Genomic DNA, 20,229 nt, shown 5'->3' with positions numbered 1-20,229 from the left:
AATAACGCTCGCTTCAGGCGGCTTCCGGCGCGATCATCGCTATCGCCACCCGCTCGCCACCGCGACCGAAGCGAATAAAACCCCTGCAAACTACTGCGCGGTCACCGCAGACCTCTCCTGCAAAGGATCGGTCCTCCGGGCCGCCATCGCATCATGGCCAAGACGCTCTACGACAAACTCTGGGATGACCACACCGTCCACGTCGAGGAAGACGGCACCACGCTGCTCTATATCGACCGCCACCTGCTGCATGAAGTGACAAGCCCGCAGGCGTTCGAGGGGCTGAAGCTGGCGCAGCGTCCGGTATGGCGCATCAGCGCCAACCTGGCCGTGTCGGACCACAACGTGCCGACCACCGACCGCAGCCAGGGCATTGCCGATCCGGTGTCGAAGCTCCAGGTCGATACGCTGGATGCGAACTGCGACAGCTTTGGCATCACCCAGTTCAAGATGAACGACCACCGCCAGGGCATCGTGCATGTGATCGGGCCGGAGCAGGGCGCCACGCTGCCGGGCATGACGGTGGTGTGCGGCGACTCGCATACCAGCACGCATGGTGCGTTCGGCGCGCTGGCGCACGGCATCGGCACCTCCGAGGTGGAGCACGTGCTGGCCACGCAGACGCTGCTGGGCAAGAAGGCCAGGAACATGCTGGTCAAGGTGGAAGGGAAACTTCCGCGCGGCTGCACCGCCAAGGACATCGTGCTGGCCGTGATCGGCAAGATCGGCACCGCGGGCGGCACCGGCTACACCATCGAGTTTGCCGGCTCGGCCATCCGCGACCTGACCATGGAAGGCCGCATGACGGTCTGCAACATGGCTATCGAAGCCGGTGCGCGCGCCGGCCTGGTGGCGGTGGACGACGTCACGCTCGAATACGTGAAGGGCCGCCCCTACGCGCCGCAGGGCGTGGAGTGGGAGCAGGCCGTGGCCTACTGGCGCACGCTGCATTCGGATGCCGGGGCCAAGTTCGACCAGGTGGTCGAGCTGCGCGCCGAAGACGTCCGTCCGCAGGTGACCTGGGGCACCTCGCCGGAAATGGTGATCAGCATTGAAGATCGCGTGCCGGACCCCGAGAAGGAAAAGGACCCGAATAAGCGCAACGCCATGGAGCGCGCGCTGGAATACATGGGCCTGCAGCCCAATGTGCCGGTCGAGAGCATCAATATCGACAAGGTCTTCATCGGTTCCTGCACCAACAGCCGCATCGAAGACATGCGCGCCGCCGCGTGGGTGGTGCAGAAGCTGGGCCGCAAGGTTGCCGGCAACGTGAAGCTGGCGATGGTGGTGCCGGGCTCGGGCCTGGTCAAGGAACAGGCCGAGCGCGAAGGGCTGGACAAGATCTTCAAGGCCGCCGGTTTTGAATGGCGCGAGCCGGGCTGCTCGATGTGCCTGGCCATGAATGCCGACCGCCTCGAGGCGGGCGAGCGTTGCGCGTCGACCTCGAATCGCAACTTCGAAGGCCGCCAGGGCGCGGGCGGGCGCACGCACCTGGTGAGCCCGGCGATGGCCGCGGCCGCCGCCATCGAAGGCCATTTCGTCGATATCCGCAAGCTGGGCTGAAGGAGCAAGGAAAGAGAACATGGACAAGTTCACCGTACACAGCGGCCTCGTAGTGCCGCTCGACCGCGAGAACGTCGACACCGACGCCATCATCCCGAAGCAGTTCCTGAAGTCGATCCAGCGCACCGGCTTCGGCCCCAACCTGTTCGACGAGTGGCGCTACAAGGACGTCGGCCAGCCCGGCATGGACAACAGCAAGCGTCCGCTGAACCCGGACTTCGTGCTGAACCAGCCGCGCTACCAGGGCGCATCGATCCTGCTGGCGCGCCGCAACTTCGGCTGCGGCAGCTCGCGCGAGCACGCGCCGTGGGCGCTGACGCAATACGGCTTCCGCGCCGTGATCGCGCCCAGCTTCGCCGATATCTTCTTCAACAACTGCTACAAGAACGGCCTGCTGCCGGTGGCGCTGAGCGAGCAGCAGGTCGACCACCTGTTCAACGAGACCAATGCGTTCAACGGCTACCAGCTGACCATCGACCTGGACAAGCAGGTGGTGCTCACGCCGTCGGGCCAAGGCTACGAGTTCGACATTGCCCCGTTCCGCAAGTACTGCATGCTGAATGGCTTCGACGATATCGGCCTGACCCTGCGCCACGCCGACAAGATCAAGGCTTATGAGGCCGAGCGCGTCGCCAAGATGCCGTGGCTGAACAACCGCCTGGTCGGATAAGACTCAACGAGGAAAGACAACAATGAAGATCGCAGTCCTGCCGGGTGACGGCATTGGTCCCGAAATCATCGCGGAGGCCGTCAAGGTCCTGAACGCGCTCGACGAGAAGTTCGAACTGGAAACCGCCCCGGTGGGCGGCGCCGGCTACGAGGCCGAAGGCCATCCGCTGCCGGAAAACACGCTGAAGCTGGCCAAGGAAGCCGACGCCATCCTGTTTGGCGCCGTCGGCGACTGGAAGTACGACAGCCTGGATCGCCCGCTGCGCCCCGAGCAGGCCATCCTGGGCCTGCGCAAGCACCTGCAGCTGTTCGCCAACTTCCGTCCGGCGATCTGCTATCCGGAACTGACCGGCGCCTCAAGCCTGAAGCCCGAGCTGGTGGCCGGCCTGGACATCCTGATCGTGCGCGAACTGAACGGCGACATCTACTTCGGCCAGCCGCGCGGCGTGCGCGAAGCGCCGGACGGCCTGTTCAAGGGCGCCCGTGAAGGCTTCGACACCATGCGCTACAGCGAGCCGGAGATCCGCCGCATCGCCCACGTGGCGTTCCAGGCCGCCGCCAAGCGCGGCAAGAAGCTGTGCAGCGTCGACAAGGCCAACGTGCTCGAGACCTTCCAGTTCTGGAAGGACATCGTGATCGAGGTGCACAAGGAGTACCCGGAGGTCGAGCTGTCGCACATGTACGTGGACAACGCGGCCATGCAGCTGGTCAAGGCGCCCAAGAGCTTTGACGTGATCGTCACCGGCAATATGTTCGGCGACATCCTGTCGGACGAGGCCGCCATGCTGACCGGCTCGATCGGCATGCTGCCGTCGGCGTCGCTGGACGCCAACAACAAGGGCCTGTACGAGCCGTCGCACGGCTCGGCGCCGGACATCGCCGGCAAGGGCGTGGCCAATCCGCTCGCCACCATCCTGTCGGCGGCGATGATGCTGCGCTACTCGCTGAACCGTGCCGAGCAGGCCGACCGCATCGAGAACGCGGTCAAGCAGGTGCTGGCCCAGGGCTACCGTACCGGCGACATCCTGACGCCGGGCTGCAAGCAGGTTGGCACCCGCGAGATGGGTGACGCGGTGCTGGCGGCACTGTAAGTCACACGCTGAAAGGGCACCGCAAACGCGGTGCCCTGGTTTTATTTGTCCCTTATTTCCACGCTGCGGCAGCGCCGCAAAATCGTGTAGACTCTCCGGATGGCCCGATTTTCCCAGTCCACCCTGACTGCTGCTGTTGCCCTGACCGCTACCCGCGGCCCGGTCGGCACGATTTCGCTCGGCCAATCTGCAACGACGATTAAAACCACTATTAAAACCGCGATCGCCTAGATCCGTTCGTCGTGCCTGCTCGTCTTCCCCGCGCAGCCACGCCGGGCGAGGAAAATGGCGGGGAAGTTCAAATCACATCGAGGTAAGTCATGATTGTAGGTCTCGTCGGTTGGCGGGGAATGGTCGGCAGCGTCCTGATGCAGCGCATGCAGGAAGAGCGTGATTTCGACCATATCGAGCCCGTCTTCTTCAGCACGTCCAATGCCGGCGGCAAGGCGCCCGCCATGGCAAAGAACGAAACCACGCTGAAAGATGCCAATGACATCGAAGCGCTGAAGAAGTGCGACGTAGTCGTGACCGCCCAGGGCGGCGACTACACCAACGAGGTTTTCCCCAAGCTGCGCGCGGCCGGCTGGAAGGGCTACTGGATCGACGCGGCGTCCTCGCTGCGCATGAAGGACGATGCCATCATCGTGCTCGATCCGGTCAACCAGGGCGTGATCAAGGACGCGCTGTCCAAGGGCGTCAAGAATTTCGTCGGTGGCAACTGCACGGTCAGCTGCATGCTGATGGGCCTGGGCGGCCTGTTCCAGGCCGACCTGATCGAGTGGATGACCTCGATGACGTACCAGGCGGCCTCGGGCGGCGGCGCGCAGCACATGCGCGAACTGCTGACCCAGTTCGGCACCCTGAACGCCTCGGTCAAGCCGCTGCTGGATAACCCGGCATCGGCCATCCTGGAAATCGACCGCACCATCCTGGCGACCCAGCACGGCCTGTCCGCCGAAGAAACCAAGCAGTTCGGCGTGCCGCTGGCCGGCAACCTGATTCCCTGGATCGACAAGGACCTGGGCAACGGCCAGTCCAAGGAAGAGTGGAAGGGCGGCGCCGAGACCAACAAGATCCTGGGCCGCGGCGAGGGCTTCCTGGGCGCGACCGGCGCCACGCCGATCGCCGTGGACGGCCTGTGCGTGCGCATCGGCGCCATGCGCTGCCACTCGCAGGCGCTGACCATCAAGCTGCGCAAGGATGTGCCGCTCGATGAGATCGAAGGCATGCTCGCCGCCCACAACCCGTGGGCCAAGGTGGTGCCGAATACGCGTGAGGCCAGCATGACCGACCTGACGCCCGCTGCCGTGACCGGCACGCTGACCATCCCGGTCGGCCGCCTGCGCAAGATGCAGATGGGCGGCGAGTACCTGTCCGCCTTCACCGTGGGCGACCAGCTGCTGTGGGGCGCGGCCGAGCCGCTGCGCCGCATGCTGCGTATCCTGATCGAGTCCTGATCCGGTGCTCCTGCCTGTTGCCTGGTTGCGTCCGTTGCAGCCAGGCAACAGAATAGACCGCTTTGCCGACAACGCCGCGCCCATGCGCGGCGTTGTTGTATCCGGGCGCCTATTTCCCCGGGCGATGCGTCACAATACGCCGGCATGCGCCTCGCGCCGGCAGCCGCCGGTGCCTCTCGCGCAGGCTGGCAAAGGGGCCGTTCAGAATGTCCCGCCAGCCGGGCGGACCTGGTTTATGGGGTCGGTTTGTCGATTCATATCGCTACTAAAACATAACGGAGCATAAGGTGAGTGTGAGCCAACATCGCCGGAAAGATGCGCCTACTGCCCGTCAGCGCTGGTCAACGCTGGCCGTCACGGCACTGGGCCTGCTGCTTGCGCAGCCGGCCGCATATGCCGCGGGGTTCGGGCAATTGCGGGTTCAGTCGAATCTGGGGCAGCCGCTGCAGGCTGAGATCGACATCAGTGGGGTCAGTGCCGAAGAGGCCGCCGGGCTCAATGTCAAGCTGGCGTCGCCAGCGGCGTATGCCGCGGCCGGGCTGACCTACCTGCCGGCTGTCAGCAGCCTGCGGCTGGAGGTGGAGCGCCGCCCGAATGGCAGCTATGTGGCCCGGGTCCGCTCCAACCAGCCGATCAGCGAGCCCTTTGTCGACATCCTGGTCGACATGAGCTGGGCCAGCGGCAAGGTCTCGCGCGCCTATACCTTCCTGCTTGACCCTGCCGGGGCCAAGCCTTCGAACCAGACCTTCTCGCCGGCGACGGTGGTGCAGGCGGCGACGCCAGATGCGCCGCCCGTAGCGGCACCGGCACCTGCCGCCGCGCCGCAGCCTGCGCCGGCCCAGGAAGCTGCGCCCGCCGCGGCTGCCGAGGCAGTCAAGCCAGCCGCGCCCGCGCGCCCGGCCCGCCAGAGCGCAAAGCGAGCACCGGCGCCGGCCGCCAGCGGCAGCACCGAAATGGCACCCGGCGGCGGCTACACCGTGCAGCGCGGCGACACGCTCTACGCCATCGCCGGCGAAGCCAAGCAAGGCCAGGAATCGGTCTCGCTGGACCAGATGCTGGTGGCGCTCTACCGCAACAATCCCAACGCCTTTATCGGCGGCAACATGAACCGGCTGCGCAGCGGCGCGGTGCTGCAGGTCCCGACCCAGCAGCAGGCGCAAGCCGTCGCACCCAAGGCCGCCCGCCGCGAGGTGGTGGCGCGCACGCAGGGCTTCGATGCCTACCGCAGCCGGCTGGCGAGCGCTGCCGCGGCCAAGTCGGTCGAGCCCGACAGCGGTCGCCAGCAGTCCGGCAACGTGACTGCCCGGGTGCAGGAGCAGGCCGCCCCGACCGACGGCCCGCGCGATGAACTGAAGCTCAGCAAGGCCGCGCGTGGCGCGCAGGCCGACGCCGCGGCCAAGGCCGAAGCCGGCGTCGCGCGCGAGCGTGAGCTCAAGGAGGCGCAAGCCCGCCTGGCGCAGCTGGAAAAGAACGCCGGCGACATGCAGAAGCTGCTCGAGCTGAAGAACGCCGAGATCGCCAAGCTGAGCCAGGCCAACCAGGCGGTGCTGGCCGAGAAGGAAAAGGCTGACGCCGCGGCCAAGGCCGCGGCGGCGGCGCCGACCGTGGTGGCGGCCCAGCCGCCGAAGGCCGATGCCGTGGCCCCGGCCCCGGTCACGGCCGCCGCCGCGACGGCTGCCGCAACCGCAGCGACCGCAGCCAGCGCCCCGGCAACGGCCGGCGCCAGCGCCGCGGACGCCGTGGCGCCCGCAGCAGCCTCCGCCGTGGCAGCCGTCCCCGCCTCGCAGCCGGCTGCCGCCGTCCCTGCCAACGCTGCGCAGGACGCGGCCCCCGCATCGGCCCCCGCGGCCAAGCGCCCGCCGGTGGTGGCGGCCCAGCCCGAGCCGGTGCCCGAACCGTCGTTCATCGATGGCCTGCTGGCCAACCCCATGCTGCTGCCCGGCGGTGGCCTGCTGGTGGCGCTGCTTGGCGTCTATGCGATCTATCGCCGCCGCCAGCAGCAGAAGGCGGGCGAGGCGACCGGCTTCGGCGACAGCATCCTGTCGCAGGAAAGCACGGTGATGGCCGGTGCCAATTCGCTGTTCGGCACGGCCGGGGGGCAGAGCGTCGACACCTCGCAGCACAGCGTGTTCGGCGCGGACTTCCGCATCGGCAGCAACACGCCGGAAGCCAACGAGGTCGACCCGATCGCCGAGGCCGAGGTCTATATCGCCTATGGGCGCGATGTGCAGGCGGAGGAAATCCTGCGCGAAGCCCTGGAGAAGAACCCGGAGCAGCAGCCGGTGCGGCTCAAGCTCCTGGAGATTTACAGCAACAGACAGGATGTGGAAGGTTTCCGCGTGATTGCAGAAGAAATGTTCGCCCAGACCGGCGGACACGGGGCGGAATGGCTGAAGGCAGCAGAACTGGGGCGCGCGCTCGAGCCGGGCAACGCGCTCTTCCTGGCGGTGACGCCCGAAGCGGCGGGGCCGGATACGACATCGCCGGCAACCGACCAGTGGCGCACCCAGGACCCGTCGCAGAATCCGGCCTCGATCCCGCGGCTGGAGCCGTCGCTGGGTGACCTGGCGCTGCCGCTGGATGCCTTCCCGGCCCCGGCGGCCGGCGAGCCGATCGTGGCGCCTGCTTCCGCCGCGATGGTGTTTGGCGCTGACGCGCACGACGCCGGCGAGCCGGTGCGGCTGGATCTCGGCCTGCCCGGCACCGGCGCCGACCCGCTTGCCGACGACGTGCCCACCCTCGACACGCCGACCCGCGGCCGTCCGCTGGAATTCGACATGTCGGGGCTGTCGCTTGACCTGGGCAGCGCCGCGCAAGCCGACGCCCGCAGCAAGGATGTGCTGGACGAGGCCACCATGCCGCTGCCCGCCACCACCATGCTGCGCGATGGCAAGCTGGCCGAGCCGATCGACCTGTCGCGCGTGGCGCCTGAAACCGGCGGCGACCTCACGCACGGGGGTTCGCCGAGCACGCTGTCGGTCGACGGCGTGGACGGCGGGCGGGACATGCAGATCAAGCTTGACTTGGCTCGTGCCTATATCGAGATCGGCGACAAGGAAGGTGCGCGCGAACTGCTGCAGGAAGTGGTCGAGCAGTCGCAGGACCCGCTGCAGGCGGAGGCCCGTTCGCTGCTGCTGGAAGTGGCCTGAGCTATCATTGACGGTCCGGCTGCGGCACGCGCTGCCGCAGCCTGAAGCGATGCGCCGGAAGCGTCCCTTCCGGCGCATTTGCTTTTTCGGCGGGCCTGGCGTGAACCACTGCGCCTGGACTTACCCGCCGCCTTGCCTGATCCCCTGACATGAACCGCATCGCTCTTGGCCTGCACTACGACGGCGCCGCCTTTTCCGGCTGGCAGTCGCAGCCGCACCGCAATACCGTGCAGGATCACCTGGAAGTCGCCATCGAGCGCTTTGCTGGTGTGCGCCTGCTGACCACCGTGGCGGGGCGCACCGATACCGGCGTGCATGCGCTCGGCCAGGTCATCCACCTGGACACGGCGCTGGAGCGCGAGCCATTTTCCTGGGTGCGCGGCGTCAACGCCTTCCTGCCGCCGTCGATCGCGCTGCAATGGGCGCTGCCGGTTGACCAGGGCTTCCACGCCCGTTTCCTGGCGTTCGAGCGCATGTACTACTACGCGCTCTACACCGGGCCGCACCGCGTGCCGCTGGTGCACGGCCGCGCCGGCTACCAGATGCTGCCGCCGGGCCAGCGGCTGGACGTCGACGCCATGCGCGAGGCCGCCGCATGCCTGCTCGGCGAGCATGATTTCTCCGCCTTTCGCGCCGCCGAGTGCCAGGCCAAGTCGCCGGTCAAGACCATGTACGACGTCACCATCAAGGATGACGGCAACTGGGTATTCCTGCGCTTTCGCGCCAGCGCCTTCTTGCACCACATGGTGCGCAACCTGATGGGCTGCCTGGTGGCGGTGGGGCGCGGACGCTACCCCGCTCCATGGCTGGCGCAGGTGCTGGCCGGGCGCGACCGCAAGCTGGCGGCGCCGACCTTCATGCCGGACGGCCTCTACCTGGTCGGCGTCAAGTATCCTGATCCTTACCAGATCCCCGCGGCCGATCCGTCCGCGAGCCTGTTCCATGGAGTGTTCGATGACGCAGCCTGAGGCCGCCGAAGGTAGCACGGCGGGCAGCACAGTGCACATGCCGGCCCGCACCCGCATCAAGATCTGCGGCCTGACGCGCGAGGACGACGTGCGCGCCGCCGTGGACGCCGGCGCCGACGCCATCGGGCTGGTGTTCTACCCGAACAGCCCGCGCTACGTCGACGTGGCGCGCGCCGCGGCGCTGGCCGAGGCCGCCGGGCCGTTCGTGGCGATTGCCGGGCTGTTCGTCAATGCCGACCTGGAAGACATCGCCCATGTGGCCGAGCGCGTGCCGCTGACGCTGCTGCAGCTGCACGGTGACGAGACCCCGCAGTTCTGCTCGCAGGCGTCGCAACGCTGCCGGCTGCCGTTCCTGCGCGCCGCCCGTGTGCGCCAGGGCCTCGATTTGGTAGAATTTGCCGATCAATACCGTGATGCCGCTGCCTTGCTGCTCGATGCCTTCGTCGAAGGCTACGGCGGTGGCGGCCACGTCTTCGACTGGACCCTGATTCCCCCGGCATGGCTTCCGCCTACTCCCCCGGTACCAGCTACCGGCAACCCGAACGCAAACGGCGCTCCTCGCATCGTTTTGAGTGGTGGGTTGAACGCGCAAAACGTCGCTGGCGCGATTGAACGCGTGCGGCCCTACGCTGTGGACGTCAGCAGCGGGGTAGAGGCCGCCAAGGGCGTGAAGGACCACGCCCGCATCGCCGCGTTCGTGCGTGCTGTGCGCAGTGCCGAGGCAGGATGAGCCGGGCCGTCTCCCGCGTCTTTCCCTATGCCGCCCGTGGCCTGCCGCATGCGGGCACACGCATCGCAGTCAACCATGCGCCCTTGCCGGATGAGGCAAGGCCGCTGTTCCGAAGAGTCTAGACATGTACGACTTGCCCGATTCCCGTGGCCATTTCGGCCCCTATGGCGGCACCTTCGTGTCCGAAACGCTGGTCCACGCGCTCGATGAGCTGCGCGAGGCCTATGCGCACTACCAGAAGGATCCGGAGTTCGATGCCGAATACCGCCGCGAACTGAAGCACTTTGTCGGCCGCCCGTCGCCGATCTACCACGCGCAGCGCTGGAGCGAGATGCTCGGCGGCGCGCAGATCTACTTCAAGCGCGAAGACCTGAACCATACCGGCGCGCACAAGATCAACAACGTGATCGGCCAGGCGCTGCTGGCCAAGCGCATGGGCAAGCCGCGCGTGATCGCCGAGACCGGGGCAGGGCAGCACGGCGTGGCGACCGCCACCATTGCGGCGCGCTTCGGCATGGAGTGCGTGGTCTACATGGGGGCCGAGGACGTCAAGCGCCAGGCCGCCAACGTCTACCGCATGAAGCTGCTGGGCGCCACCGTGGTGCCGGTGGAAAGCGGCTCGCGCACGCTCAAGGACGCGCTCAATGAAGCCATGCGCGACTGGGTCACCAACGTCGAGAACACCTTCTACATCATCGGCACCGTGGCCGGCCCGCACCCGTACCCGATGATGGTGCGCGACTTCCAGTGCGTGATCGGCGAGGAAGCCAAGGTGCAGATGCCGGAGATGACGGGCCGCCAGCCGGATGCCGTGATCGCCTGCGTGGGCGGCGGCTCCAATGCCATGGGCATCTTCTACCCGTACATCGAGCACAAGGACGTGCAGCTGATCGGCGTGGAAGCCGCCGGCGACGGCCTGGATACCGGCCGCCACGCGGCCGCGCTGATCGGTGGTTCGCCGGGCGTTCTGCACGGCAACCGCACCTACCTGCTGCAGGACGCCAACGGCCAGATCATCGAGACGCATTCGGTGTCGGCCGGCCTGGACTACCCGGGCGTGGGCCCCGAGCATGCCTGGCTCAAGGACAGCGGCCGCGCGCAGTACGTGCCGATCACGGATGAAGAAGCGCTCAAGGCCTTCCACGACTGCTGCCACATCGAGGGCATCATCCCGGCGCTGGAATCGAGCCACGCCATCGCCTATGCCTGCAAGCTGGCGCCGACGCTGCCCAAGGACAAGCTGCTGCTGGTGAACCTGTCCGGCCGCGGCGACAAGGACATGCACACCGTGGCCGAGCGCGCGGGGCTCAAGCTCTGATGCGCGCGCTGCCTCCGACCGGACTTGCCGTGGGCGGCGCGGGCGCGCCGGATGCGTCCGGAGCGCCCGATTCTGCCCAGTTGCGCCTGTTCCAGGAAGACATGTTCGAGGGCATTGCCCGCCTGCCGGACGGCTCGGTCGACCTGATCGTCGCCGATCCGCCCTACGGGCTGGGCAAGGACTACGGCAACGATTCCGACCTGCTGTCGGGCCAGGAGTATCTCGACTGGTCCGAGCGCTGGATGAACGCGGTCGTGCCCAAGCTCGCGCCCAAGGGCACGCTCTACCTGTTCTGCACCTGGCAGTATTCGCCCGAGCTGTTCGTGATGCTCAAGCGGCGCCTGACCATGATCAACGAGATCATCTGGGACCGCCGCGTGCCCAGCATGGGCGGCACCACGCGCAAGTTCTCGTCAGTGCACGACAACATCGGCTTTTTTGCCCGCGCGCGCGACTACTACTTCGATCTCGACCCGGTCCGCATTCCCTACGACCCCGAGACCAAGAAGGCGCGCAGCCGTCCGCGTTTCGAAGGCAAGAAGTGGCTGGAGGTGGGCTACAACCCGAAGGACCTGTGGAGCGTCTCGCGCATCCACCGCCAGGACCCGGAGCGCGCCAACCACCCGACGCAGAAGCCGCTGGAGATCGTCGAGCGCATGGTGCTGTCAAGCTGCCCGCCGGGCGGCCTGGTGCTGGACCCGTTCGCCGGCAGCGGCACCACCGCGGTGGCCTGCCTGCGCCACGGACGGCGCTTTGCCGGCTTCGAGATCAATCCGGAGTATGTGCAGGTGGCATGCGGTCGCGTGTCTGCCGCCGCTGCGGCCCTTGCCGTCACGAACGCGGCTGCCGAGCCTGCCGCCACCCCAACCTTGGCCGCCGCCAACGACGATGTCTCGCCGGCGCCGCGGCCTCACTTGATTCCCTGATATGTCCCGTATCCAGAAGACGTTCGCGGCGCTGGCCGCGCAGCAGAAGAAGGGCCTGATTCCGTTTATCACCGCCGGCGATCCCGAGCCCGGCCTGACCGTGGCGCTGATGCATGCGCTGGTGGCCGGCGGTGCCGACGTGATCGAGCTGGGCGTGCCGTTCTCCGACCCGATGGCCGATGGCCCGGTGATCCAGCGCGCCTCCGAGCGCGCGCTGGCGCAGGGCGTGTCGCTGACCCAGGTGCTGCAGTGGGTGCGCGAGTTCCGCCAGACCAATGCCGATACCCCGGTGGTGCTGATGGGCTACGCCAACCCGATCGAGCGCATGGGCGAGCAGGCCTTTGCCGCGGCCGCGCGCGCGGCTGGGGTGGACGGCGTGCTGGTGGTCGACTATCCGCCCGAGGAGTGCGAGTCCTTTGCCACGCTGATGCGCGACAACGGCATGGACCCGATCTTCCTGCTGGCGCCGACTTCGACCGATGCTCGCATCGAAGCGGTGGCCCGCGTCGCCAGCGGCTATCTTTACTACGTATCGCTCAAGGGCGTGACCGGCTCGGCCACGATCGACCTGGACAGCGTGGCGACGCGCCTGCCGCTGATCAAGCAGCATGCCAACCTGCCGGTGGGCGTGGGCTTCGGCATCCGCGACGCGCAGACCGCGCGCGCGATCGGCAGCGTGGCCGATGCCGTGGTGATCGGCAGCCGCCTGGTGCAGCTGCTGGAGGACACGCCGCGCGAACAGGCGGTGGCGACGCTGCAGGCGTTTATCGCCGAGATCCGCCAGGCGCTGGATAGTTGAAGTGATGTAATGCCGGCCTGGCGGCGCTATAAAAGTGCGTCAATGTGCGCAAATCGCGCGTTGCGCTTCGAGGTCACCGGGCCGGCATGGTAAATTCGCGGGTTGATTCCCTGCCATCTGCCAACAGGCGTCCCGACACCGGGCTTGCCGGCGGACCGCAGTCATCCGAAAGGAGCTTTCATGAGCTGGTTGGATAAACTCCTGCCCCCCAAGATTCAACAGACCGACCCCAGCACCCGCAAGGGCATCCCTGAGGGGTTGTGGGTCAAGTGCCCGTCGTGCGAGTCCACCCTGTACCGGACCGACGTCGAGGCCAACCTGCACGTCTGCCCCAAGTGCGACCACCATATGCGCATCGGTGCCCGGGCGCGCCTGGACGGGCTGCTGGACGCCGAAGGCCGCTATGAGATCGGCCAGGAGATCGTGCCGGTCGACGCACTCAAGTTCAAGGATTCCAAGAAGTACCCGGACCGCATCAAGGCCGCCATGGACGACACTGGCGAGACCGATGCCATGGTGGTGATGGGCGGTGCCATCCACACCATCCCGGTGGTGGTGAGCTGCTTCGAGTTCGAGTTCATGGGCGGTTCGATGGGCTCGGTGGTGGGTGAGCGCTTCGTGCGCGGCGCGCAGGCTGCGCTGGAGCAGAAGGTGCCGTTCATCTGCTTTACCGCCACGGGCGGCGCGCGCATGCAGGAAAGCCTGCTGTCGCTGCTGCAGATGGCCAAGACCACCGCGATGCTGAACCAGCTGACTGCGGCCAAGCTGCCGTTCATCAGCGTGCTGACTGACCCTACCATGGGCGGCGTGTCGGCCAGCTTCGCCTTCCTGGGCGACGTGGTGATCGCCGAGCCCAAGGCGCTGATCGGCTTTGCCGGCCCGCGCGTGATCGAGCAGACCGTGCGCGAGAAGCTGCCGGAAGGCTTCCAGCGTTCCGAGTTCCTGCTGACCAAGGGCGCCATCGACATGATCGTCGACCGCCGCAAGATGCGCGCGGAACTGGCGCAGCTGCTGGCGCTGCTGCAGAAGCAGCCGGCCGACGCGGTGGCATAACAACGTCTGCATGGCAGATCAAGGGCGCGGGTGGTTGACGCGCCTTTCGCTTTTCTTGGCCGCCTCGGCCGCTATCTCGGGGCCGGGTGCAAGCCTGGCCTTGACTTTGCCGCTGGCTGGCCAAATCTGGTAGCAACAGCTTTCCTCGCACCCCACATGCCTGTCTTCCATACGCTCCCCGAATGGCTTGCCCATCTCGAAACCGCCCATCCCGTGGGCATCGACATGGGCCTGGCGCGCATCACGCGCGTGAAGGAGGCTCTCGGGCTGCGCATCGACGCCGTGGTGTTCACGGTGGGCGGCACCAACGGCAAAGGCTCTACCTGCGCGATGCTCGAGCGCATCCTGCTGGAGGCCGGCTACAAGGTGGGCTGCCATACCTCGCCGCACCTGATCTCGTTCAACGAGCGCGCCCGCATCAATGGCGAGATCGCCACCGATGCGCAGCTGCTGCCGCATTTCGAGGCGGTCGAGCGCGCGCGCAACAGCTTTGCCGATCCGGTCAGCCTGACCTACTTCGAGTTCACCACGCTGGCGATCATCCATGCCTTCGCCGCGGCCGGGCTGGACGCAATCATCCTGGAAGTGGGCCTGGGCGGGCGGCTGGACGCGGTCAACGTGATCGATACCGACTGCGCCATCGTCACCAGCGTCGATATCGACCATACCCAGTACCTGGGCCATACGCGCGAGGAAATCGGCTTCGAGAAGGCCGGCATCTTCCGCCCGGGCGTGCCCGCGATCTGCGGCGACCCGATGCCGCCCAAGTCGCTGGTGGCGCACGCCGAGGCCGTCGGGGCCGAGTTGTGGCTGGTGGGGCGCGATTACCATTTCCACGCCGCCAAGGGCCAGGAGCGCCAGCAATGGGACTGGAGCGGCGGCGGGCGCAAGCTTAACGGCCTGGGCTACCCGGCGCTGCGCGGCGCCAACCAGCTGCTCAACGCGGCGGCGGCTCTGGCCGCGCTGCAGGCCATGCGCCCGCGCCTGCCGGTCAGCGCACAGGAAGTACGCAACGGGCTGGCCTTTGTCGAGCTGCCGGGCCGCTTCCAGGTGCTGCCGGGCCGCCCGGCGGTGATCCTGGACGTGGCGCACAATCCGCATGCGGCGGCCACGCTGGGGCAGAACCTGGAGAACATGGGGTTCTTCCGCTACACCTATGCGGTGTTCGGCGCGATGCAGGACAAGGACATCGCCGGTGTGCTGCATCACGTGGCCGACAAGGTCGACCACTGGTGCCTGTGCGACCTGCCGACCGAGCGCGCGGCCAGTGCCGCGGACCTGCTGGCCAAGCTGGAGGCGGGCGGATTCCGCCCCGGCCCGGACGCCACCGCGGCCTGCTTTTCCAGCCCCGAGGCGGCATTCCGCGATGCCATCGAGCGAGCCACCGAGAATGATAGAATTCTGGTCTTCGGATCGTTCTATACCGTCGCCGGCGTGATGGCCTATCGTGCCACGCAGGCTAACTGAAGCAGGCGCCCCGGCGCCCGCTGACCTGGCAACCCCGGCGGCCTTGGCCGATCAATGAGCGGCAAACGCAACGAGCGGCCCACGTGGCCGTATCACCGAACCAATCTATGGGCCTGCTTTCGCTGTTTTCTTCCCGCAAGGGCAACGACCCGGCACCCGAGCGTGCGCGGCGCCAGCGCACCGACACGGGTGCAGGCATCGCCTCGTCGCGCCGTCTGGCCGATGACTATGCCGACGACACGCTCGACCCCGAATTCCCGCAGAAGCAGCGCGCACGCCGCCGCCTGATCGGCGCCGTGGTGCTGATGGTGGCCGCCGTGATCGTGCTGCCGATCGTGTTCGAGACCAAGCCGCGGCCGGTGTCCGAGGACGTCTCGGTAAAAGTCGCAAACGGGGTCACGGGCGGGCAGGGGGCGCAGAAGCCCCGCGTCGAGCCGCGCAAGGCCGACCCGCTGCCGCCCACGCCGGCGGCGCGCAATGATGCCGAGGCGCTGGACGCCGGCGAGGAAATCGTCAGCGCGCCCAAGCCTGCGGCCACCGCCGCAGCCGCCGCGGACAAGCCCGCGCAACGGGCTGAAGCCAAGCCCGAAGCCAAGCCGGGCAGCGGCAAGTACCTGATCCTGATCGGCGCCTTCTCTTCCGAAGAGCGCGCCAAAGGCTGGCTGGCCAAGCTCAAGGCGAGCAAGGTCCCGGCCTATGTCGAAAAGAAAGCACTGGCCGACGGCGAGCGCATCCTGCTGCGTGCCGGTCCCTTCAGCGACCGTGACGCCGCCGACGCCGCCGACAAGCGCGTGCGCGCGGTGGGGCTGACCTCGAAGGTCGTGGAACAGTAAGGGGCGAGCACGGCCGGCGCCTGTGCCCGGCCGCAAGCAACGATGCAGCCGACTTTCTTCGACTATGCCGTGGTCTTTATCCTGCTGGCCTCGGGCGTGCTCGGCGTGCTGCGCGGCCTGGTGCGCGAGGTGCTGTCGCTGATCGGCTGGGTGGTGGCGTTCTGGGTGGCGTTCCGCTATGGCGCGGTAGCCGCGGGCTGGATGCCTGAATCAATGCCTGGCGGCGAGCTGGCGCGCCATGCGCTGGGCTTCGTGGTGCTGCTGATCGGCACCGTGCTGGGGGCCTCGCTGGCCGGCATGGTGGTCGGGCAGCTGCTGGAGAGCACCGGGCTCAAGCCTGCCGACCGCGGGCTGGGACTGGTGTTCGGCCTGCTGCGCGGCGTGCTGCTGGTGATGGTGATGGTCACGCTGGCCAGCCTGACGAAATTGCCGGAAGAACCGTTCTGGCGCGACGCGGTAAGCCGCCCTTATGTGATGCAAGCCATGGAATCCGTGAAGCCATGGCTGCCGCCGGAGCTGGCGAAGTACGTCAAGACATGAAGCCGGGCATGGTGCCCGGTCGGTAGTACGCAGGCCTTTGGGTCCGGGGGATTTCCGGACCAGGCTGCGCCCCCTGATTCAAAGCCTTTCCTGGGAGCTTGGCAATGTGCGGTATCGTCGGTGTGGTTTCAGCCACGCCTGTCAACCAATTGATTTACGACAGCCTGCTGTTGTTGCAACATCGCGGACAGGATGCTGCCGGCATCGCCACCGCCAACGGCAGTACTTTCCACATGCACAAGGCCAACGGCCTGGTGCGCGATGTCTTCCGCACCCGCAACATGCGCGGCCTGCCCGGCGCCGCCGGTATCGGCCAGGTGCGCTATCCGACCGCCGGCTCGGCATCCAGCGAGGAAGAAGCGCAGCCGTTCTACGTGAACGCGCCCTATGGCGTGATCCTGGCGCATAACGGCAACCTGACCAACTGGGAGCAGCTGCGCGAGGAGATGTTCCGCCGCGACCGCCGCCACATCAACACGCATTCGGACACTGAAGTGCTGCTGAACGTGCTGGCCGATGAGCTGCAGCGCGCCAGCAACGGCATGGCGCTGGACCCGGACACCATCTTCACGGCGGTCAGCGGCCTGCACCGCCGCGTGCGCGGCTCGTACGCCATCGCCGCGCAGATCGCCGGCTACGGCATGCTGGCGGTGCGCGACCCGTTCGGCATCCGCCCGCTGTGCCTGGGCAGTGTCGAGACCCCGACCGGCAAGGAATGGATGGTGGCATCCGAGTCCGTGGCGCTGGAAGGCATCGGCTACAAGCTCGAGCGCGACGTGGCGCCGGGCGAGGCCATCTTCATCGACCTGGACGGCAAGCTCTACACCAAGCTGTGCGCCGAGAACGCGGTGCTGACGCCGTGCATTTTCGAGTACGTCTACCTGGCCCGCCCGGATTCGTGCATCGACGGCGTGCCGGTCTATGATGCGCGCCTGCGCATGGGCGACTACCTGGCCGAGAAGATCCGCCAGGAAGTGTCGGCCGGCGACATCGACGTGGTCATGCCGATTCCCGATTCCAGCCGTCCGGCCGCGATGCAGGTGGCCAACCGCCTGGGCGTGAACTACCGCGAAGGCTTCTTCAAGAACCGCTACATCGGCCGGACCTTCATCATGCCTGGCCAGGCGGTGCGCAAGAAGTCGGTGCGCCAGAAGCTCAACGCCATGGGCGTGGAGTTCAAGGGCAAGAACGTGCTGATCGTGGATGACTCGATCGTGCGCGGCACCACCTCGTTCGAGATCGTGCAGATGGCGCGCGACGCCGGCGCCAACAAGGTGATCTTCGCCTCGGCCGCGCCGCCGGTGAAGTACCCCAACGTGTATGGCATCGATATGCCGACCCGCAGCGAGCTGGTGGCGCATGGCCGCACGCACGAAGAGATCGCGAAGATCATCGGCGCGGACAAGCTGGTGTACCAGGACGTGGAAGCGATGAAGCAGGCCGTGCGCGACATCAACCCGGCGCTGAAGGACTTCGATGCTTCGTGCTTCGATGGCCGCTACATCACGGGCGATATCGACGAGGCCTACCTGAACCGCCTGGAAACGGCGCGCAGCCAGGCCGACCGCGACGGCACCAACGGCGACGGTGGTGAGCGCTCGCAACTGCACCTGCAGCGCTCCGGCGGCAACGAGTAAGCCGCGCCGCCGCTGTCCGCGCGTTGACGAATGCGGAGCCCGGCCGTAACATGGCCGGGCGTCGATTTGATAGTCAGCTTGCGGACGCGGGTACAGCCCGAAACAGCTAAAAAGATGGTGGTCAGCAATGTTTGCCGGTTTGCGCAGTGCCTGCGCAATTCGCCGGCCAACCACCACAGCCTGCCGAAGGCCCCCGCAGAACAGCAAGCCCGTCGATCCGACCACCCGATCGCACGGGCTTTTTTCATGGCGCGCCGCTTGTCCACCGCACAGGCGGCCGCTTGTCGAAACCATTGCATTCGCGCGGGTACGACCGCGCCACCAGCATGAACGAACCGCTCAATCCCGAATCGCTCGGCATCGATACCCTAGGCGTGCGCGCCGGCACGCTGCGCAGCGAATTCATGGAGCACTCCGAGGCCATATACCTGACCTCGAGCTTCTGCTTCAACAGCGCCGCCGAGGCCGCCGAACGCTTCGCCAACTCGGAAGAGGGCTTCACCTACTCGCGCTTCACCAACCCCACCGTGTCGATGTTCCAGTCGCGCCTGGCTGCGCTGGAAGGCGCGCAGGCCTGCATGGCGACCGCCTCGGGCATGAGCGCGATCCTGTCGGTGGTGCTGTCGTCGATGCAGGCAGGCGACCACCTGGTCAGCTCGCGCGCTATCTTCGGCTCGACCATGACGCTGTTCGGCAATATCTTCTCGAAGTTCGGCGTCGAGACCACCTTCGTCGACCCGAGCGACCTGAACGCGTGGCGTGCCGCGGTGCGCCCGAACACCAAGCTGTTCTTCCTGGAAACGCCGTCGAACCCGCTGACCGAAGTGGCCGACATTGCCGCCGTGGCCGACATCGCCCACGACGCCGGCGCGCTGCTGGTGGTCGACAACTGCTTCTGTTCGCCGGCGCTGCAGCAGCCGATGAAGTTCGGCGCCGACATCGTGGTGCATTCGGCCACCAAGCATATCGATGGCCAGGGCCGCGTGCTGGGCGGCGCGGTGCTGGGCACGCACGATTTCATCATGGGCAAGGTGTTCCCGTTCGTTCGCACCGCCGGCCCGACGCTGTCGGCGTTCAACGCCTGGGTGCTGCTCAAGGGCATGGAGACGCTGGCGATCCGCATGGAACGCCATTCGGCCAGCGCGCTGGTGCTGGCGCAGTTCCTGGAATCGCACCCGGCGGTGGCGCGCGTGTTCCACCCGGCGCTGAAGTCGCACCCGCAGCACGAGATCGCCATGCGCCAGCAAAGCGGCGGCGGCGCGATCGTGTCGTTCGAGCTGAAGGGCGCCACGCCCGAGCAGCAGCGGGCCAATGCCTGGCGCGTGATCGACAACACCCGGCTGTGCTCGATCACCGGCAACCTGGGCGACACCCGCACCACCATCACGCACCCGTACACCACCACGCACGCACGCGTGAGCCCCGAGGCCAAGGCGGCCGCGGGCGTGGGCGAAGGGCTGATCCGCCTGGCGGTGGGGCTGGAGTCGGTCGAGGACCTGAAGGCCGACCTGCTGCGCGGCCTGGGCGACTGAGGGCTTACTGCGCCGGCTGTGGCGGCTGTGCTGGTTGTGGCGACGGGGGCGGCGCGGGTTCGTCGCTGCCGGCCATAGCCTTCACGCCTGCGGCCGTGACGTCGTAGGTGGTGCTGACCGCGGTCGTCGCCACGCTGACGGCGGCTGATCCGACGGTAGCCACCGTCGACACCGCGGCACTGCCCACAGCCACCACCATGCAACCGGCCAGTGACGCCGTGGCGCATGCGGCCGCCAGCGCCAGGACGGTGCGCTGCAAGGGGGCGGAAGCTCCGCTATCGTTGCGCGCGTTACGGCGCAATCCGAGAAATCGATATGGCATGGACACTGCTGGCCCTGGCAGGGCTGTTCGAGGTGGTGTGGGCGATCGGGCTCAAGTACACCGAAGGTTTTACGCGGCTGGTGCCTAGTGTCCTGAGTCAGAAATTCGTAGACAAAATCGCTCGATGCTGGCGAGGATGTCATCGGCTGACTTCGACCATGCGAAGGGCTTGGGA

The 20,229-nt window shown here is 67.2% G+C and carries 18 protein-coding genes; 17 read left to right on the top strand and 1 reads right to left on the bottom strand.

What is annotated here, in order from left to right:
- Window positions 1-153: 153 nt before the first annotated feature.
- The 16 genes from leuC to ACW4E8_RS08620 all read left to right on the top strand — a co-directional run bounded on the left by leuC (window position 154) and on the right by ACW4E8_RS08620 (window position 19,732).
- Complete coding sequence (leuC, locus tag ACW4E8_RS08695) at window positions 154-1,563, top strand: 3-isopropylmalate dehydratase large subunit (RefSeq protein ID WP_456804132.1); 1,410 nt, start codon at window positions 154-156, stop codon at window positions 1,561-1,563.
- Window positions 1,564-1,582: 19 nt separating this feature from the next.
- A complete protein-coding gene (gene leuD, locus ACW4E8_RS08690) occupies window positions 1,583-2,233 on the top strand; it encodes a 3-isopropylmalate dehydratase small subunit (protein WP_456804131.1) in 651 nt (216 codons plus the stop codon).
- A gap of 22 nt (window positions 2,234-2,255) precedes the next feature.
- Window positions 2,256-3,323 carry a 3-isopropylmalate dehydrogenase gene (gene leuB, locus ACW4E8_RS08685; protein WP_456804130.1) on the top strand — a complete coding sequence of 356 codons (1,068 nt, stop codon included), beginning with the start codon at window positions 2,256-2,258 and terminating at the stop codon, window positions 3,321-3,323.
- A 320-nt stretch (window positions 3,324-3,643) separates the two neighbouring features.
- Window positions 3,644-4,780, top strand: a complete 1,137-nt coding sequence (gene asd, locus ACW4E8_RS08680; RefSeq protein WP_456804129.1) for an aspartate-semialdehyde dehydrogenase — start codon at window positions 3,644-3,646, stop codon at window positions 4,778-4,780.
- A 287-nt stretch (window positions 4,781-5,067) separates the two neighbouring features.
- Window positions 5,068-7,929, top strand: a complete 2,862-nt coding sequence (locus ACW4E8_RS08675; RefSeq protein WP_456804128.1) for a FimV/HubP family polar landmark protein — start codon at window positions 5,068-5,070, stop codon at window positions 7,927-7,929.
- A 149-nt stretch (window positions 7,930-8,078) separates the two neighbouring features.
- The gene (gene truA, locus ACW4E8_RS08670) at window positions 8,079-8,897 is read left to right on the top strand and encodes a tRNA pseudouridine(38-40) synthase TruA (RefSeq protein WP_456804127.1); all 819 of its coding nucleotides are present in this window, start codon (window positions 8,079-8,081) and stop codon (window positions 8,895-8,897) included.
- A complete protein-coding gene (locus tag ACW4E8_RS08665; protein ID WP_456804126.1) occupies window positions 8,884-9,627 on the top strand; it encodes a phosphoribosylanthranilate isomerase in 744 nt (247 codons plus the stop codon). Before truA ends, ACW4E8_RS08665 begins: the two co-directional genes overlap by 14 nt.
- A gap of 124 nt (window positions 9,628-9,751) precedes the next feature.
- On the top strand, window positions 9,752-10,945 hold the full coding sequence (gene trpB / locus ACW4E8_RS08660) for a tryptophan synthase subunit beta (RefSeq protein ID WP_456804125.1): 1,194 nt from the start codon (window positions 9,752-9,754) through the stop codon (window positions 10,943-10,945).
- Window positions 10,945-11,871 (top strand): DNA-methyltransferase, encoded by a 927-nt coding sequence (locus tag ACW4E8_RS08655; protein WP_456804124.1) that lies wholly within the window; start codon window positions 10,945-10,947, stop codon window positions 11,869-11,871. The genes trpB and ACW4E8_RS08655 overlap by 1 nt, the downstream gene beginning before the upstream one ends.
- Window position 11,872: 1 nt before the next feature.
- A complete protein-coding gene (trpA, locus tag ACW4E8_RS08650; RefSeq protein ID WP_456804123.1) occupies window positions 11,873-12,670 on the top strand; it encodes a tryptophan synthase subunit alpha in 798 nt (265 codons plus the stop codon).
- Between the two features lie 180 nt (window positions 12,671-12,850).
- A complete protein-coding gene (gene accD, locus ACW4E8_RS08645; RefSeq protein WP_114132416.1) occupies window positions 12,851-13,723 on the top strand; it encodes an acetyl-CoA carboxylase, carboxyltransferase subunit beta in 873 nt (290 codons plus the stop codon).
- 156 nt (window positions 13,724-13,879) lie between these two features.
- Complete coding sequence (gene folC / locus ACW4E8_RS08640) at window positions 13,880-15,190, top strand: bifunctional tetrahydrofolate synthase/dihydrofolate synthase (RefSeq protein WP_456804122.1); 1,311 nt, start codon at window positions 13,880-13,882, stop codon at window positions 15,188-15,190.
- 107 nt (window positions 15,191-15,297) lie between these two features.
- Window positions 15,298-16,023: an SPOR domain-containing protein gene (locus ACW4E8_RS08635; protein ID WP_456804121.1), complete on the top strand. Its 726-nt coding sequence runs from the start codon at window positions 15,298-15,300 to the stop codon at window positions 16,021-16,023.
- A gap of 42 nt (window positions 16,024-16,065) precedes the next feature.
- Window positions 16,066-16,563: a CvpA family protein gene (locus tag ACW4E8_RS08630; RefSeq protein ID WP_013957404.1), complete on the top strand. Its 498-nt coding sequence runs from the start codon at window positions 16,066-16,068 to the stop codon at window positions 16,561-16,563.
- A 104-nt stretch (window positions 16,564-16,667) separates the two neighbouring features.
- The gene (gene purF / locus ACW4E8_RS08625; RefSeq protein ID WP_456804120.1) at window positions 16,668-18,200 is read left to right on the top strand and encodes an amidophosphoribosyltransferase; all 1,533 of its coding nucleotides are present in this window, start codon (window positions 16,668-16,670) and stop codon (window positions 18,198-18,200) included.
- 326 nt (window positions 18,201-18,526) lie between these two features.
- A complete protein-coding gene (locus ACW4E8_RS08620; RefSeq protein WP_456804420.1) occupies window positions 18,527-19,732 on the top strand; it encodes an O-succinylhomoserine sulfhydrylase in 1,206 nt (401 codons plus the stop codon).
- Window positions 19,733-19,736: 4 nt separating this feature from the next.
- Here the strand turns inward: ACW4E8_RS08620 and ACW4E8_RS08615 are convergent, their stop codons facing one another.
- A complete protein-coding gene (locus ACW4E8_RS08615) occupies window positions 19,737-19,991 on the bottom strand; it encodes a hypothetical protein (RefSeq protein ID WP_456804119.1) in 255 nt (84 codons plus the stop codon).
- 56 nt (window positions 19,992-20,047) lie between these two features.
- On the opposite strand from ACW4E8_RS08615, the gene ACW4E8_RS08610 reads away from it, so the two are divergent.
- Window positions 20,048-20,229, top strand: a 182-nt coding sequence (locus ACW4E8_RS08610; RefSeq protein ID WP_456804118.1) for an SMR family transporter, incomplete at its 3' end; no start/stop codon positions are given.

Source organism: Cupriavidus sp. CP313, from assembly GCF_054072015.1.
This window is presented reverse-complemented; position numbering and strand designations above follow the sequence as displayed.